Below are 15,124 nucleotides of genomic sequence, written 5' to 3' on the forward strand. Positions count from 1 at the left end.
ACCTACTTCTGCCCCTTCAAAAACTTCTCCATCATCACCACCTTCTCCCGCTCACTTTTCAGCAAGGCTTCGTACAGTTTTTCGTTTTTTTCAAGTGCCTCTACCCATTTCTCGATAGGGTTGAAAGTGCATTGATAGTTGACATTTACTAATTGACTTGTGCCTTCCAGCTTGGGTTCGTGGTTGTGTTGAATATTATAAATGGTCTGTTCTTCATTAAAACCCTTTATAGCTTCCGGCTTTACGCCCAGTGCATCAGCAATTTGTTCGAGTGTGTCGTTTTCCACCTCTTCATTACTCTCAATATTGGAAACGGTTTGTTGAGTTACCCCTAGCTTTTCTGCTACGGTCTCTTGCTTTACACCCAGGATCTCACGCATACGACGAACGTTTCTTCCAAGGTGTTTTGATCGGGGTGTGGTAGTACTTTCCATAGCGTTAAAGTTATTAAGATTTTATACATTCCGGGTATTGCGTTAGTAAAATACAAACAGGATTTGTGAAGTACAAACCGGGCCCCTTTGCCGTGACACGTAAAATGACTCAACTCACGTCTGACGATTAGGAGATTGCTTCTTCCTCCCGCTTCGTCATCAATATACGTTGGAAATTAAAGCAATGTCGTCACCCAAGTCGTCAGTCAAGCTTGGTGATTCTACGACCAGGAAGTTTTTCAAATCATTGCCCCGAACTATCCAGCCATGATATAGAGGGACTTGTGAGAATCTTGTATCATAGTTTAGGACAGGATAGTAGAGACATTGTAGAGATGAAATCTTAGCATATCACCCTATTTCACAGTAGCATTACGGTTGTTCATAGATCAAACCGGAAAGGTAAACCTTGATCTATGTCGTAAACGTAACAGTGTGTTCTACTCACCTGGTAGTCTGACATGCCGGGTGTTAACCTCTAATGCAATGCTAACACGATCAATTTTTTGCGTATTTATTCCGATATTTTTAACGTTTGCTGTCAATGCTCAATGGACTGAACAAGTTCTTCTTACGGATCAGAACTTGTATGACATAGCTTTTGTGACTGAAAACGAAGGTTGGGCCATCGGCCTGGAAGGAACTATGCTGCGCTACGAGGGTAGTGAGTGGAAAAAGGAAGCATCGCTAACAGGGAACAGCTTTAATCGTATAACTTTCACTTCTGATACGGAGGGTTGGGCAATTACCGGTGAAGGTAAAATATTCCGCTATAATGGCACAGAATGGTCATTGAATTTCAGTGCGGGTAAAGCGTTGTACACACTACATTTTCTGGAAACCGGAGAAGGCTATGTTTCCGGATCGGATGGCTATATAGCCTACTACAGCGGGAGTGAATGGACCGAAGGAAATATAGGTTTCGATGTGATCTCACTTGCTTCTTATTTCTCCGACAATAAGAACGGATGGATATCATCGGGAGCTGGTTTAATGTACCAATTCAAAGATTCAGTCTGGTCCGAGATTAATATAGCCGCTACCGGCGCTTTTTTTGAAATGGACTTTATCGCACCGGATAATGGGTATGCAGTGGGTTTTGACAATACGATCTGGCATTATGATGGAAACTCCTGGAGTCTCGACTACACCAGCACAACCAACACCAACCAGTACCTGACAGATACCTATTTCTTAGATGAAGATCATGGCTGGGCCGGGGGTCAGGGAACACTTTTTACCTACCGTTACGGTGTATGGCAGGAAGAAGCTATCAATCAGGATTGGGAGATATGGGGTTTTCATTTCACTGATCCCTTTAACGGGTGGGCAGTAGGATCTGACGGCCTGCTACTACAGTATACTGACCTGTTAGATTGGCAGCCGGTCAATGCCATTCCGTCTAACCTGTTCATCACTGAAATTAGCCGTGGTCCGAATGGAGACTTATATGCTATTGGGCATACAGAAAATGAGATTATCGCTGATTCAGAAGCCGGTTTGTATAGATCGTCGGACGGCTTAAACTGGCAGAAAATATCTTCAGACCTGGATCTGCTGGCCCGGACGAACACCATCCTGGCTCTTGATGGAGTATTACTCGTTTCTGGCATGGATACGGAATTCAATACAATACTCCATAAATCTACCGATGGAGGCCTGACCTGGACACAGTCTGATACAGGGCTATCTGAACACACGTCAATGGAAGATATGGCCATAGATGAAAACGGAGTAGTATATGCAGTGGCCAATTATTTCTACCCGGAGCTCTACAAAAGCGAAGACCTTGGAGATACCTGGACGCTCATTACTACAAGTGGTTTTTCTACGCCGACAGATGTTTCAGAGGCTGACTTCGTTAACATCGCTGCGATAGGAACGACGCTTTTTGTTTTTCACCAGGATACCGAGAATGGTATCAGGGGAATTTATACTTCCGCGAATGGTATGGATTGGACAGTATTGGAGAATACCCCGGATGAGCTATTTGCAGCAGACTTGCATGCAGGTGAAAATGGCTTGCTCTATGCTTCCGGAGCTATAGTGGGTAGTGAGATAGTGGGGGCTGTTTATGCTTCATCAGATATGGGTAACTCCTGGTACGATGTTTATGCTGAGGGCCTGGGAGGCATCTATACTTCTATCACCTCGTGGGGCACCGAACTTTTTTTGAGCACCTTTGCCGGTTCCTCTAATGAGCGCATTTTTGGTGTATTCACCACACTAAAACCGACACCACAATCTATTGATTTTGGAGCGCTGCTTTCCAAAACATATGGTGATGACCCGTTTGAACTTACTGCATCGGCAAGTTCCGGATTACCTGTAACCTATAATAGCTCAAATGAGGAAGTCGCTGTGATCATTGATCAGTCCATTCATATAAATGCAGCAGGTTCTTCCATTATAACGGCTTCTCAGCCAGGGAATGACTCTTTTGCAGCTGCTGGTAATATAGAACAACTATTAACCGTAAATAAGGCTACACTAAATGTTAGTGTAGCCAATGTTTCGCGCAAGGAGGGGGAGGTTAATCCGGATTTTGCAGTAAGCTATTCAGGTTGGGTGAATGAAGATGATGTCAATGACCTTGACACAAAGCCTGTAGCTTCGACCATCGCTGACGTATCCAGCGCAGGAGGTACCTATCCCATTACGATATCAGGAGGCCTGGACAATAATTATACTTTCAACTACTCAGAAGGTATTCTTACCGTTGAAGTGATCACGTCCCTGGCCGATAACAGTTTGATACAAACCCAGCTGTTTCCTAACCCTGTACATAACCGACTCATGGTAATTCCCGGAAGATCTATGGCATCTGCAGAGTTATTGGTCTATAATGCCAACGGTATGGTGATTCACAACAAAGCACTTGATCCGGTTACTACTGAATTGGATTTTACTTCTTATCCGAATGGCGTTTACCTCTTGAAAATAATTTCAGCGGAAGGAATTGCTTTTCATCGGGTGATCAAGGAATAAGGGGATGTAGGTAAGTGATATTGATCGTCTCGCCTTTTTTCACCGATACTGCTAGCCTTTAAATAAGCCTTAGAGGTGGGAAAGACGTGGCAGTCTCCTCATCGTCGGACATGAGTCAGGTTGCCCGGTCTCATACCCACTAACTGATCACTTTTAGCATATTTACTATACTACTTATCCTGAATCCACTTCATTTTAATAGCTTCTTTTCAAAGAGTATCTTAAACACATCTTCTTTTAACCTGCGCGCCGTAGTTAATAGAAAGAAGTAGTTTCTCCATCTATCATGCCCAGACTCATTCCCGGTCGTCGTGAATCCATCATATAAGCATCAAAATTCTTATGGACCAACAGGTCCAGTTCAGACTTAAGCGGGTTGTCGGTGGCTAATTTTTCAATGGTGGTTCCGTTGTCATCTTTGCATCCTGTAAAAAAAGGACAAAGTGTAAGTAGAAGAATGGTAAAATAAGAATCGAACATATGCATATTTTTTTTAGGTAAAACAGCTTCTTTAAGCTCGTTATCAGAAATCAACTTGACGAGTGGTGGGTATAAATTGACCAGAGGTAATAAAATGGACTTGTGAAAATGGGGTAGCAATTGTCTCAGACACTGTATTCAAACAATTGCGCAAGGGGAATCAATAAATATTCCTTAATTAAGCTAGTTGAAAATTGACTTTTATGAACCTTCAATGCTGTTTATTCAATATGCGTATGCAATGGGGATAATTAACAATTTTGATCACAGTCAGACCTATCCGTATTTAGGTGAATGGCAAGAAGTTTAAATGGTGCATATGACACAACAGGATGGTTTATGGTTAAGAAAGGCATTATATTACTTATTTCAAGGATGAAGCGACCAGGTGTGGTACACTATCAGGTTTAACTTCGGGTTAAGATGATTCTAATCACAGCTTTATGATTTACCTTTGGCCAGGTATCCAATGGGGAGCGTAATAATAGTATTGTCCATGAAATAGATGATGATCTATAAACGAGTATGGCATGTAAATAACTTAACTTTATACAACCTAACTAAACCTAATATTGATTTTCAATCCATTGTGAAAACACTCTTATGAAATTAACCATCCAGCCATTTTCTTTAACCTTCATGATTGCCTTGTACGGCATTACTGTGTTAAATTATAACAAAGTTTTAGCCCAGGAAGTACCTCACTGGGAGAACCTGGAAGTTTTTCAGGAAAACCGGGCACCGGCACACGCCAGTTTCTATCGCTATGAAGATGAATCTTTGGCATTAAAAAACGATCGCTACTATGCCTCTTCGCTGTATCAGTCGCTGGAAGGCAAGTGGAAATTCAACTGGGTCAAAAAACCGGCAGACAGGCCTGTTGATTTCTTTAAAGCGGATTATGATGTGTCCGAGTGGGATGAGATACAAGTTCCGTCTAACTGGGAAATGCAGGGGTATGGTATACCTATTTACACCAATGTTACCTATCCTTTTCCACCTAATCCGCCTTACATCGATCACTCGTATAACCCGGTAGGGAGTTATGTAAAAGAATTTGCTATATCGGACGATTGGGATGGCAAAGATATCTTCATCCATTTTGGTGGAGTACGTTCCGCTATGTACCTATGGGTAAACGGTACCTATGTGGGATACAATGAAGGCAGTAAAACACCAGCTGAGTTTGATCTGACCAGGTATGTAAAGAAAGGCAAAAATACATTGGCAGTAGAAGTCTACCGATGGGCGGATGCTTCTTATATGGAAGATCAGGATTTTTGGCGTTTGAGTGGCATCGACAGAGAAGTATATCTCTACGCAAGAAATAAAGTTACGCTGCATGATTTTAGTGTAGAGGCTTCACTGAGCGATGGGTATACCAATGGTGTATTTAAGCTGGAGTTAGACTTTCTGAACAATACTTCTTCCCGGAAAATAGCAGATGTCAATGCAGATCTTCTGGATGGCGGCAAGAAGGTGCTTTCCTTTGCGCAAAATGTATCGCTTTCTGCGGAAACATCAACGCAAGTCACGCTCAACGGCAAGGTTACAAACGTAAAGAAATGGAGTGCAGAGACCCCGAATCTATATACGTTAAAGGTCACATGGAAAGATAGTAACCGTAAAGCGATCGAATCAACAGCCATTAAGGTAGGGTTTCGAAATGTGGAGATCAAAAACTCGCAACTGTTGATCAATGGCGTGGCGGTCTACCTGAAGGGTGCAAACCTTCATGACCATGATGAGGTAACAGGACACGTGGTTTCCGAAGAGCTCACTGAACTGGACCTGAAAGTGATGAAGCAGAACAACCTGAATGCGATCCGTTGTAGTCACTATCCTAAGAACCCGTTCTTCTATCAACAGTGTGATAAGTATGGCTTTTACGTAATTGACGAAGCCAATATTGAGTCCCATGGAATGGGCGCCACGAACCAGGGACTGGAAAATGCCCCGGAAAGGCAAAAGATACATCCGGCTTACCAACCGGAATGGAAGGGCATGCACCTGGACCGTACCATACGCATGTTCGAAAGAGATAAAAACTTTACCAGTATTATCATCTGGTCTTTGGGCAATGAAGCAGGCAACGGTCAAAATTTTTATGCCACCTACGACTGGTTAAAGAAAAATGATAAGACCCGACCGGTGCAATATGAGGGAGCAACGAAAACTGAAAATACAGACATCCAGGCACCCATGTATGCTCGGATTCCAAATATGATTCAGTATGCCGAAAATCAGCCCAAGCGACCATATATCCAATGTGAGTATGCTCATGCTATGGGGAATAGCGTAGGTAATCTACAGGATTACTGGGATGTAATCGAAAAATACGACGTATTACAAGGTGGATTTATCTGGGACTGGGTAGACCAGGGTTTGTTGACCAAAACAGAGAAAGGAGAGGAATACTGGGCTTATGGCGGTGATCTGGGAGGGGCCGATCTACAGCACGATTACAATTTCTGTTTAAATGGCTTGGTAAATCCTGACAGGACCCCACATCCGTCGCTTTATGAGGTGAAAAAAGTATATCAATACATCAAATTCAGAGACCAGGATGCACGTTCCGGGAAAATAGAGATATACAATGGATATGATTTCATTTCATTGGAGGACTTCGATTTTAGCTGGACATTAAGAGAAGATGGTGTGGCTGTAGCAACTGGTGCTTTGGATAACCCAGGCTTAAAGCCGCATACAGCTAAAACGGTTACGATCGAACTGCCTCAAATGGATACGGCTAACAAAGAATACTACCTGGCGCTATCTGCTATAACCAAAGAAAAACAGCCGTTGGTGCCCAAAGGGCATGAAGTGGCCATGGAAGAATTTCAATTGAATGAAAGTGTCATTACCCAATTTTCAGGTGACCTTTCCGGAAAGGTCAAGATCAGTGATGAAGGAAATGAAAAAGTGATTACGGGTAAGGATTTTGAAGTCAGGTTTGATAAAACTACCGGTCATTTAACTCGTCTCGACTACGGGGCCGGTAACCTGATTACCCGCCCTATTAAGCCTAACTACTGGCGGGCTCCCACTGACAATGATTTTGGTTTTAATATGCCGGTAAAGTGGTCAGCATGGAAAAAGGCTTCAGCCAATCAGAAACTTCTTGCTTTTAACGTATATGAGGGAGCAGGTGATGTTAATCTGGAAAAACCTTTTAACAAAAGTAAAGCCAATGGCATCACGGTAAAAACGGAATACGATCTGCCGGATGTAAAGGGAAAAGTCACTATGACCTACGCCATTAACAGCGAAGGAGAGGTGCAGGTCACCTCTGAAACGAATGGCCTCTCTGAAGACCTGACCCCCATTCCCAGGTTAGGTACGAATTTCATCCTGCCGGAGGCTTACAACCAGGTAGACTGGTACGGGCGTGGCCCGCATGAGAACTACCAGGATAGAAATACATCCGCCCTGGTAGGCCGATATACTTCTAAAGTGGAAGACCTTTATTTCCCATATATCCGTCCACAGGAGAACGGGTATAAAACAGATGTGCGTTGGGTTTCTTTCAGCAATGCATCCGGTGAAGGTGTTATTCTTATTGCTCAATCTGATTTACTGGGCTTTAGTGCGCATCATCAATACAACGAGGATTTTGACGAAGGCGAAAAAAAGGTAAACAGGCATACGGTTGATGTCCCCAGGCGTGATCTGGTAAATGTCAATGTTGACCACAAACAGATGGGTGTGGGCGGAGATACCAGCTGGGGAGCACAACCCCATGATCAATATAAGATCATGCCTACAGATCCGTTGAAATATAGCTTTTTGATCCGGCCAATATCGAAGTAGGAAAGCAGAGAGCAAAGGGCCTGGAGCATGGTATATTAGAGGGAAAAGCATAGTGCATGAGCTGGATGCTGGATACTGGTGACATGACACTAGTGTCGTGTCAATGCTCAATTGACGTTTAGAGTTAGATTATAAACGCTATTTTCAGTGTTGGAAAGTTCTCGGCCAGTCAGCAATCTGCAAAGGGCAGTAGGCAAAAAAATGGAAGTTGTCCCATATTTTTTTGCCTACTGCCGACTTTAAGAATGAGACCTAAAAAATAGTGTAACCGCCATTTGAGGTGTGACATGACACTAGTGACTAACTACTGGCTGGGTGTTGGTATTTTTACATGACGTTCATGCCGACTGCCTTTTGCCTATTGCTTCCGGCAGGGAGAGTGAAGATGGAGCCAGGTACTGCGTATTGGCTACTTGTTACTGGGGACTAACTACTGGCTACTAGGATGCTGGTAACTGGTAGCTGAACATTTCCTGTTATTTTATTTTTTAAAGAAAGTCTTGTATACTTTATAAGACGATAAGATTTCCGGATCAAATGCATAAGCCATGGATATCCATCCGCAGGTGGAGAAGCATTAAATGTTAAGTATACAAAAGCTATTATGACTAATTCATTGACTTATAGTTAGTTCTGTGAGCAGCTGAAGTGATCGAAGCATCCCGAGGTGGAACAAGGTCAGTGATTATTCCAAAATTCGTATTTATAGGTATTCTGTTGCGAGATAATGGTTGTCCGTAGAAGGTCATACGTCGTTTGGATATTTATTTGAAAGGATCAATTACATTCTTTGAAGTTTCAAGGCAACTTGATTAAATTACTTAGAGATTTCTCCAAAAGAATTTCGGAATGAAAGACGATAAAAAAATTATAAAAAAAGGGGTTAGTAGACGTGGGTTCTTAAAAGGAGCAGGATTGACGACTGCCGGTACGATCGTGTTGCAAACAGGTGTGTTGGCCAAAACCAAAGAGAACAGTGTCCAGTCAAAGACAGTAGGTCCTGGTCCGGTAAATGTGGAAATGAATGTTAACGGAAAGACAAGAAGCTTGACGATTGAGCCGAGATCCACTTTGGCCCAGGCCCTTCGGGATGAGATTCAATTAACCGGCACCAAAATGGTTTGTGACAGAGGAGCTTGTTCGGCATGTACCGTCTGGGTGGATGATATTCCTGTAAATGCATGCATGACCTTTGCCATGGATGTGGGGGATCGGAAAGTGGTAACTATAGAAGGGCTTGCTGAAAATGGCAAGCTGCATCCTATTCAAGAAGCATTTATTGATCATGATGCTACACAATGTGGGTATTGTACGCCAGGTATGATCATGAGTACGGCCCACCTCTTAAAAGAGAATCCTAATCCTACGCTGGAAGATGTGAAACACGCAACACGAGGTAATTATTGTCGGTGCGGTACTTATCCACATGTTTTTAAAGCCACTTTGGCAGCAGCCAAAAAAATAAAATAGCCATGGATACCAAGAAGATAAAAATGCCCTACGGCATATCAGAGGACGCCATCACTGAAGTTGAAAGGGAAGTGCCGTTGAATGAGCCCGATGCCTGGCCGGTAAATGAGAAATTGAAGCATGTAGGCAAAAGAGTAAAACGTCTGGATGCGTATGCTAAGGTTACCGGAGAAGCCCGATATACCTCAGATATCCAGTTGTCAGGCATGTTGATCGGTAAGATGCTCATTTCTGCACACCCTAACGCAAAAATCCGGTCCATAGATACCTCTGCAGCGGAGAAGCTGCCCGGTGTATATGCTGTACACGTGATAAAAAATGAGGAAGAAGAAGCGTATCCGGTGGTTCGCTATGCAGGACAGCCTATAGCCGCGGCAGCTGCAGTTACGGAAGCGGTAGCTGAGGAAGCGGTGAGATTGATAAAAGTAGATTATGATACCCGTCCGTTTGTGGTGGATATTGAAAAAGCCATGGACCCCGAAGCACCGGTGGTCTATGAAGCCCCGGTAGAGCAAAAGGCCTCGGAAGGTGGGGAGGAAATAGAAAGTGGGTTGAAATTAACCGGTAATGTTAGAGGGCCTAATGAAGGAAGACCCAGGGGAGAACTTACTTCGGGGTTTGCTGAAGCAGATATTGTGGTGGAGAATACCTATCGGACACAGGTCCAGACACATAATGCCCTGGAATCGCATGGAATGATCGTTGATTGGAAACCCGATGGAGTAACTATTTATGCTTCGACACAAGGGACACAGGGGGTACGAAATGAATTTGCAGACTTGTTTGATCTGCCGAGGAGTAAAGTGCGTGTATTGGTGGAGTTTATGGGCGGTGGTTTTGGTGCTAAACATGGCCTGGGAACCCACGGAGCGGCAGCGGGACACCTGGCAAAAAAGACAGGCCGCCCGGTAAAAATGATGGCTACGAGAAAAGAAGAACAGATATCCCAGGGAAATCGTCCTAACTCGATACATCATCTGAAAGTAGGTGTAAAGAAAAGTGGAGAACTAACGGCCATAGAGCAAAAGTCATATGGAACAGCTGGAGTGGGCCTGGGGGCCGGAGTAGGAGGAGTGGCCCAATCTATGTATACCTGCCCTAATTTTAAAACGGCGCAATACGACGTATTTACGCATGCCGGTCCCGGAGCTGCCTGGCGCGCACCGGGGGCGGTCCAGGGAATTTTTGGGTTAGAACAGATGATGGATGAACTGGCGGAAAAAATCGGTATTGATCCGCTGGCATTCAGAGATAAGGTCGATCCCAGTAGAGTACGGAAGGCGGGTCGAAAAGTGGGTGCCGAACGGATGGACTGGTCGAGAAGAAAACCAACAGGCTCTGATCCCGGTATCATCAAAAAAGGGATAGGTATGGCGCAATCCAGCTGGTGGCGGATCCATTCGATCAATGCTACAGCAGAGGTGAAAATATTTAAAGATGGCGCTATCGAAGTACGATCGGGTGTACAAGACATTGGTACGGGTACCAAAACGATCCTTGCGCAGGTGGTAGCGGAAGAGTTTGGCCTTGAGCCTGAAGATATCATGGTACGCATTGGAGATACGCTGTTTCCTGATGCGCCGGGTTCCGGTGGAAGTCAGGTGACTGCTTCCATCACTCCGGCAGCCAGAAATGCAGCGTACCAGGCTAAGTTGAAGCTTTTTAATATGGTAGCTTCAAACCTGGAAACCGATGTTTCCGACTTGAAAGCGGCTGATGGTTACATATTTTCATCAAAGGATGAAACTAAGAAAATGACTTTTAAAGAAGCATTGAAATCCATGCCGGTGAGCCAGATTACGGCCACAGAAAGCCGTACAAAAGAATATGACGGAGACTATTTACATTGGGACCTGGGGGCTGTGCAGTTTGTAGAACTTAGTGTAGACACTGAAACCGGGTTCATAAAAATTGACAAAGTGGTGGCTGCACATAGCTGTGGCAGACCTATTAATATCACTCAACTTGAGAGCCAGATCAATGGAGGAATTATCCAGGGGATATCATATGCTATATATGAAGATCGTATTCTCGATCGAAACACGGGCCATATGGTAAATCATACGCTGGATACTTACAAGGTGCCGTATGCCATGGACATTCCTGAAATAGATATAGCACTCATGGAAGACTATAATGCTAAATCTTCGACAGATGCTTATGGTATTGGAGAACCCTCGAATATTGCTACGGCAGCGGCTATTGCCAATGCCGTATATAATGCCATTGGAGTAAGGATCAAAGAGATCCCGATCACACCGGCAAAAGTACTTGAAGCCTTAAACAAAGCTTAAATCCCTTAGATATGAATAACTTTAGCTGGTATGATGCTACCACCCTAAAAGAAGCGCAAAATGAGGCAGACACTACTGTTTCCGATATGCTGAATAAAGATAAAAAGGGTTCTTCTATCATTAAGTCGGGAGGTATTGATGTGATGGACCTGATGAAAGAAGGCTTGATCACACCTGAAAAAATAGTGAACATCAGGAATATACCGGGACTTGATAAAATTGAATTTGATACAAAAAAAGGAGTAAGAATAGGGGCTAACGTTACCCTTTCTGACATTGAAAAGAATAGTGTCATCAGAGATAATTATCAAGCCCTGCAACTATCGGTATCTAAGGCAGCTACACCTCAGTTGAGAAACATGTCCACCATCGCAGGTAACCTGGGGCAACGGACAAGGTGTTGGTATTTCAGGTCTGTAGAACATGACTGTTTGCGGAAAGGAGGAAGTACTTGTTTTGCTAAGAACGGGGAAAACGATTACCATGCTGTGATGAATAATGGAAGCTGCGCCAGTGTTCATGCCTCATCTATTGCCACTGCGCTCTTAGCATTTGGAGCAGTTTTGGAAATAGCCCTTGAAAATGGAGAAAAAAAAGAAGTTCCGATAGAGAACTTCTTTGTTACCCCTTACGAGAACATAAAAAATGAAAATGTCCTCAAAAGCGGAGAGATTATCACGGCAATCGTTTTGCCCGCGGTGAATAATAAAACCAAAAGTTACTACATCAAACAAGGTGCGCGGCAATCGTATGACTGGGCTTTGGCGGATGTAGCTGTAGTGGTTGAACTGTCAGGAAAAAAATGTAAAAATGCCAGAATTGCTTTAGGAGCAGCCAGCCCGGTACCCATCAGGGCCAATAGTGCAGAGTCGATATTAACAAACGAAGGTATTTCGGAAAGTAGTGCCAAAGCGGCAGCTGAGGCTGCTATGGAGAAAGCTACACCATTGGAAAAAAATGCCTATAAAGTAGCCATTTTCAAATCAATTCTTCAACGAGCGATATTAAAAACAGTATAATTAAAGATCTGATGGATAACAAAAGATGCCGTTTTTTTAGGGCCAAAAGTCCGTATCATGGAGCAATTTCCGGAGGCGACCCAATCATTGGTTTGAACGATGATAACCTGGCCAATTGTTGGTGTGTGAAAACCCAGGGTCCTGCGGCGCCTGATAATGGTTATGTGGCCCCAGCATTATGCATAGAAGGGAGAACATGTTTCGTCACATCAGCGTGACCTGAATGTGTATAAAACCACCCGCTATTTCACTGTTCAAAGATGGCCCGAAATAAACCCGGGTTGAAAGATCACGGATACCTATGGTCTATATTGCCCGGATTCCGTTTTGCCTGAAAAAAGTATAGGGCCTATTCCCAGGTCATGTGTAAATTAGCCCGTACGGATGGTGTTTCTATTTCATAGACCCTGGCAAAATTGTCATCATTACCTTTATTTGCTTTATGGGTAAGGCTGTAGGGGTTGAACCGGACAACACCCATAGAGGTTATAGGTTGGCAACTGATCTGTTGGGGAGAACCTTCTGCATCTACAAAATGTAAGAAAAACTCACTTGAGGCCTGAACGGAAATATCAGAGCGTGATTCGGTACCCTTAACAGCAGAAAGTATGAAAGGCAGACCGTTTTCAATATCTACGTTCCAATCAATCGAAAACCGGCCCGGACAAGTACTGGTGGGTATGGTGATCACAGAAATATCAGGATTATCGCCGGTACCATCCCAGGAATTTCCGGAAGGGTCTAAAGGATTAACATAGGTAAGCTCTATCTGGTCAATGGTGACTTTGCCAGGGATGTTGGTCACTTCAAAATACTGGTCTACTGTCATATGCTCGTCGAGACTAGAGGCGGTCAATTCGATCAATATCCATTGGTTTTCCTGGATAAAGAAAAAGGAATTTTCATCGAATGAAGTACTCCTTGTATAGCTATTTGAAATATAGGGTTCGCCGTTATTTTCATCCGCCAGCCAAAGGTTCCAGAAGTAGGTGTCGGCGTTTACTGACCTGTTCATAAGGATAACTTTTCCCGGAATATTCTCATCCATGGTAATATCAAAAGAAGCTGTCAGCCCCTGGCTGGAAGGGTCATCTTCACTCTCACAGGCCTGAAAACAACCTGTAATGACGAGGGTATAAAGCAATATTTTTTTCATTCTGTGAAGAAATGTGATTTAATGGATCGTTGCAATTTTTTTTACTGACAAATAGCATTTTGAAAGTTTTATAGTAGCAATTTAGCGCAAAGCATACCGATAAAAGGTCCTGTAATAAGGACCCGGTAATAGTGGTTTTTAAAGTGAAAGTAACCTTCTACTATTGAACACTTGGAATAGATGGAAATCTATGCTTAATGACCGATGAAAAAATGAATAAAGAAAGGTTAGCAGTTAGTTTCATATTCTTCATTAATGGCTTTACATATGGAAGCTGGGTTTCCAGATTGCCAAAATTCCAGGAAGAATATGGTATGGACAATGGAATGCTGGGAATAGTTTTACTGGTACATGCTATCGGTGCACTATTTTCTATGCCACTGGCCGGCTGGCTGATCGTTAGAAATGGGAGTCAAAGAATCACACTGTTTTCCTTATTCATTTTTTGCAGTCTTACGGCTTTTCTTCCGATGATGCCGAATATCATGACGTTGGCCATTTGGTTAGGTATAATGGGGATATTATCAGGAGTACTGGATGTATCAATGAATGCGCAAGCCGTTTTAGTCGAACAACGGGCAGATAAGCCTATTATGTCCTCTTTTCACGCTTTTTTCAGTATCGGAATGATGGTAGGGGCCGGGTTGGGTTCATTTTTTGTTTACCTGGGCCTGACCTTAACACATCATTTGATCATAGCCTCTCTTTTTGGTCTGGTGGTAGCTGCCTGGAGTGTTGGTCAGCTCATTCCTGATCATGCTGACCCTTCCGGGAAGTCGGAAAGTGTTTTTTTTCGTCTTCCGAATAAGAGCCTGGTAGGGATTGGTTTGATAGCTTTTTGTGGTTTGCTGGGAGAAGGAGCAATGGCAGACTGGAGTACCAGCTACCTGGAAAACTCACTACTGGCAAAAGAAGCCATTGCCCCACTTGGATTAGTCGCATTTTCAACGGCGATGACATTGACACGTTTATCCGGGGACTGGGGCAGAAAAACCATGGGAGATGATACACTTCTTATTATTTCAAGCAGCACGGCTATTGTTGGGATGCTGATCGTCATTTTTGGCGTCTTTGTACCGGTTGTTATTTTTGGGTTTTTCCTGGTAGGGCTGGGGCTGGCCATCATAGTACCTATAGCCTACAGCAAAGCGGGGAGTATCAAAGGGATAGCTCCCGGACTGGGCATCAGCATGGTAAGTACCTTGGGATATTCCGGCTTTCTTTTTGGACCACCAATTATTGGCTACCTGGGGGATGTATTTAATCTTCAGGTAGCTTTCTTATTTTTATTGTTGCTCTTTGCCGTCATGCTTTTTATAAGCTGGCTCAACCCAAAATATCAGGCTGCCAGAAAAAACGCTGAAATAGATCCGGGAGAGTGAAAGACAACCCGGCTTTTAAGTGAGACAGTTTTATTTTCAACAGACTAAGACCAGGTAAGCCTGGGAACTTCTTCGGGTGAAAAATGTTGTA

Annotated in this window: 10 protein-coding genes; 7 read left to right on the forward strand and 3 right to left on the reverse strand. The window is 43.6% G+C overall.

The features are described 5' to 3' along the window. Positions 1-2 precede the first annotated feature (2 nt). Positions 3-434 carry a helix-turn-helix domain-containing protein gene (locus FNH22_RS08455; RefSeq protein ID WP_143397918.1) on the reverse strand — a complete coding sequence of 144 codons (432 nt, stop codon included), beginning with the start codon at positions 432-434 and terminating at the stop codon, positions 3-5. Positions 435-920: 486 nt separating this feature from the next. Here FNH22_RS08455 and FNH22_RS08460 point away from each other — a divergent pair, with 486 nt between their 5' ends. Beyond that, complete coding sequence (locus FNH22_RS08460) at positions 921-3,422, forward strand: MBG domain-containing protein (RefSeq protein ID WP_143397919.1); 2,502 nt, start codon at positions 921-923, stop codon at positions 3,420-3,422. 255 nt (positions 3,423-3,677) lie between these two features. Here the strand turns inward: FNH22_RS08460 and FNH22_RS08465 are convergent, their stop codons facing one another. Continuing rightward, a complete protein-coding gene (locus FNH22_RS08465; RefSeq protein WP_143397920.1) occupies positions 3,678-3,902 on the reverse strand; it encodes a hypothetical protein in 225 nt (74 codons plus the stop codon). A 603-nt stretch (positions 3,903-4,505) separates the two neighbouring features. Here FNH22_RS08465 and FNH22_RS08470 point away from each other — a divergent pair. From FNH22_RS08470 to FNH22_RS08490, 5 genes are all read left to right on the forward strand, one after another. Beyond that, the gene (locus FNH22_RS08470) at positions 4,506-7,712 is read left to right on the forward strand and encodes a glycoside hydrolase family 2 TIM barrel-domain containing protein (RefSeq protein WP_143397921.1); all 3,207 of its coding nucleotides are present in this window, start codon (positions 4,506-4,508) and stop codon (positions 7,710-7,712) included. Between the two features lie 849 nt (positions 7,713-8,561). Beyond that, the gene (locus FNH22_RS08475) at positions 8,562-9,182 is read left to right on the forward strand and encodes a (2Fe-2S)-binding protein (RefSeq protein ID WP_143397922.1); all 621 of its coding nucleotides are present in this window, start codon (positions 8,562-8,564) and stop codon (positions 9,180-9,182) included. A gap of 2 nt (positions 9,183-9,184) precedes the next feature. Further along, on the forward strand, positions 9,185-11,476 hold the full coding sequence (locus FNH22_RS08480; RefSeq protein WP_143397923.1) for a xanthine dehydrogenase family protein molybdopterin-binding subunit: 2,292 nt from the start codon (positions 9,185-9,187) through the stop codon (positions 11,474-11,476). Between the two features lie 11 nt (positions 11,477-11,487). Further along, a complete protein-coding gene (locus FNH22_RS08485) occupies positions 11,488-12,495 on the forward strand; it encodes a xanthine dehydrogenase family protein subunit M (protein WP_143397924.1) in 1,008 nt (335 codons plus the stop codon). An 11-nt stretch (positions 12,496-12,506) separates the two neighbouring features. After that, positions 12,507-12,713 (forward strand): hypothetical protein, encoded by a 207-nt coding sequence (locus FNH22_RS08490; RefSeq protein ID WP_143397925.1) that lies wholly within the window; start codon positions 12,507-12,509, stop codon positions 12,711-12,713. A gap of 131 nt (positions 12,714-12,844) precedes the next feature. Here FNH22_RS08490 and FNH22_RS08495 read toward each other — a convergent pair whose 3' ends face one another. Next, the gene (locus FNH22_RS08495) at positions 12,845-13,651 is read right to left on the reverse strand and encodes a hypothetical protein (RefSeq protein ID WP_143397926.1); all 807 of its coding nucleotides are present in this window, start codon (positions 13,649-13,651) and stop codon (positions 12,845-12,847) included. A 197-nt stretch (positions 13,652-13,848) separates the two neighbouring features. Between FNH22_RS08495 and FNH22_RS08500 the strand changes: the two genes are divergently transcribed. Further along, a complete protein-coding gene (locus tag FNH22_RS08500) occupies positions 13,849-15,033 on the forward strand; it encodes an MFS transporter (protein WP_143397927.1) in 1,185 nt (394 codons plus the stop codon). Positions 15,034-15,124 lie beyond the last annotated feature (91 nt).

Source organism: Fulvivirga sp. M361 (genome assembly GCF_007097395.1).
Classification (GTDB): domain Bacteria; phylum Bacteroidota; class Bacteroidia; order Cytophagales; family Cyclobacteriaceae; genus Fulvivirga.

Excerpts from the sequence above, each read along its gene's own strand:
- FNH22_RS08455 (WP_143397918.1), bottom strand. The coding sequence starts at position 434 with ATGGAAAGTACTACCACACCCCGATCAAAACACCTTGGAAGAAACGTT.
- FNH22_RS08460 (WP_143397919.1), top strand. The coding sequence starts at position 921 with ATGCTAACACGATCAATTTTTTGCGTATTTATTCCGATATTTTTAACG.
- FNH22_RS08465 (WP_143397920.1), bottom strand. The coding sequence starts at position 3,902 with ATGTTCGATTCTTATTTTACCATTCTTCTACTTACACTTTGTCCTTTT.
- FNH22_RS08470 (WP_143397921.1), top strand. The coding sequence starts at position 4,506 with ATGAAATTAACCATCCAGCCATTTTCTTTAACCTTCATGATTGCCTTG.
- FNH22_RS08475 (WP_143397922.1), top strand. The coding sequence starts at position 8,562 with ATGAAAGACGATAAAAAAATTATAAAAAAAGGGGTTAGTAGACGTGGG.
- FNH22_RS08480 (WP_143397923.1), top strand. The coding sequence starts at position 9,185 with ATGGATACCAAGAAGATAAAAATGCCCTACGGCATATCAGAGGACGCC.
- FNH22_RS08485 (WP_143397924.1), top strand. The coding sequence starts at position 11,488 with ATGAATAACTTTAGCTGGTATGATGCTACCACCCTAAAAGAAGCGCAA.
- FNH22_RS08490 (WP_143397925.1), top strand. The coding sequence starts at position 12,507 with ATGGATAACAAAAGATGCCGTTTTTTTAGGGCCAAAAGTCCGTATCAT.
- FNH22_RS08495 (WP_143397926.1), bottom strand. The coding sequence starts at position 13,651 with ATGAAAAAAATATTGCTTTATACCCTCGTCATTACAGGTTGTTTTCAG.
- FNH22_RS08500 (WP_143397927.1), top strand. The coding sequence starts at position 13,849 with ATGACCGATGAAAAAATGAATAAAGAAAGGTTAGCAGTTAGTTTCATA.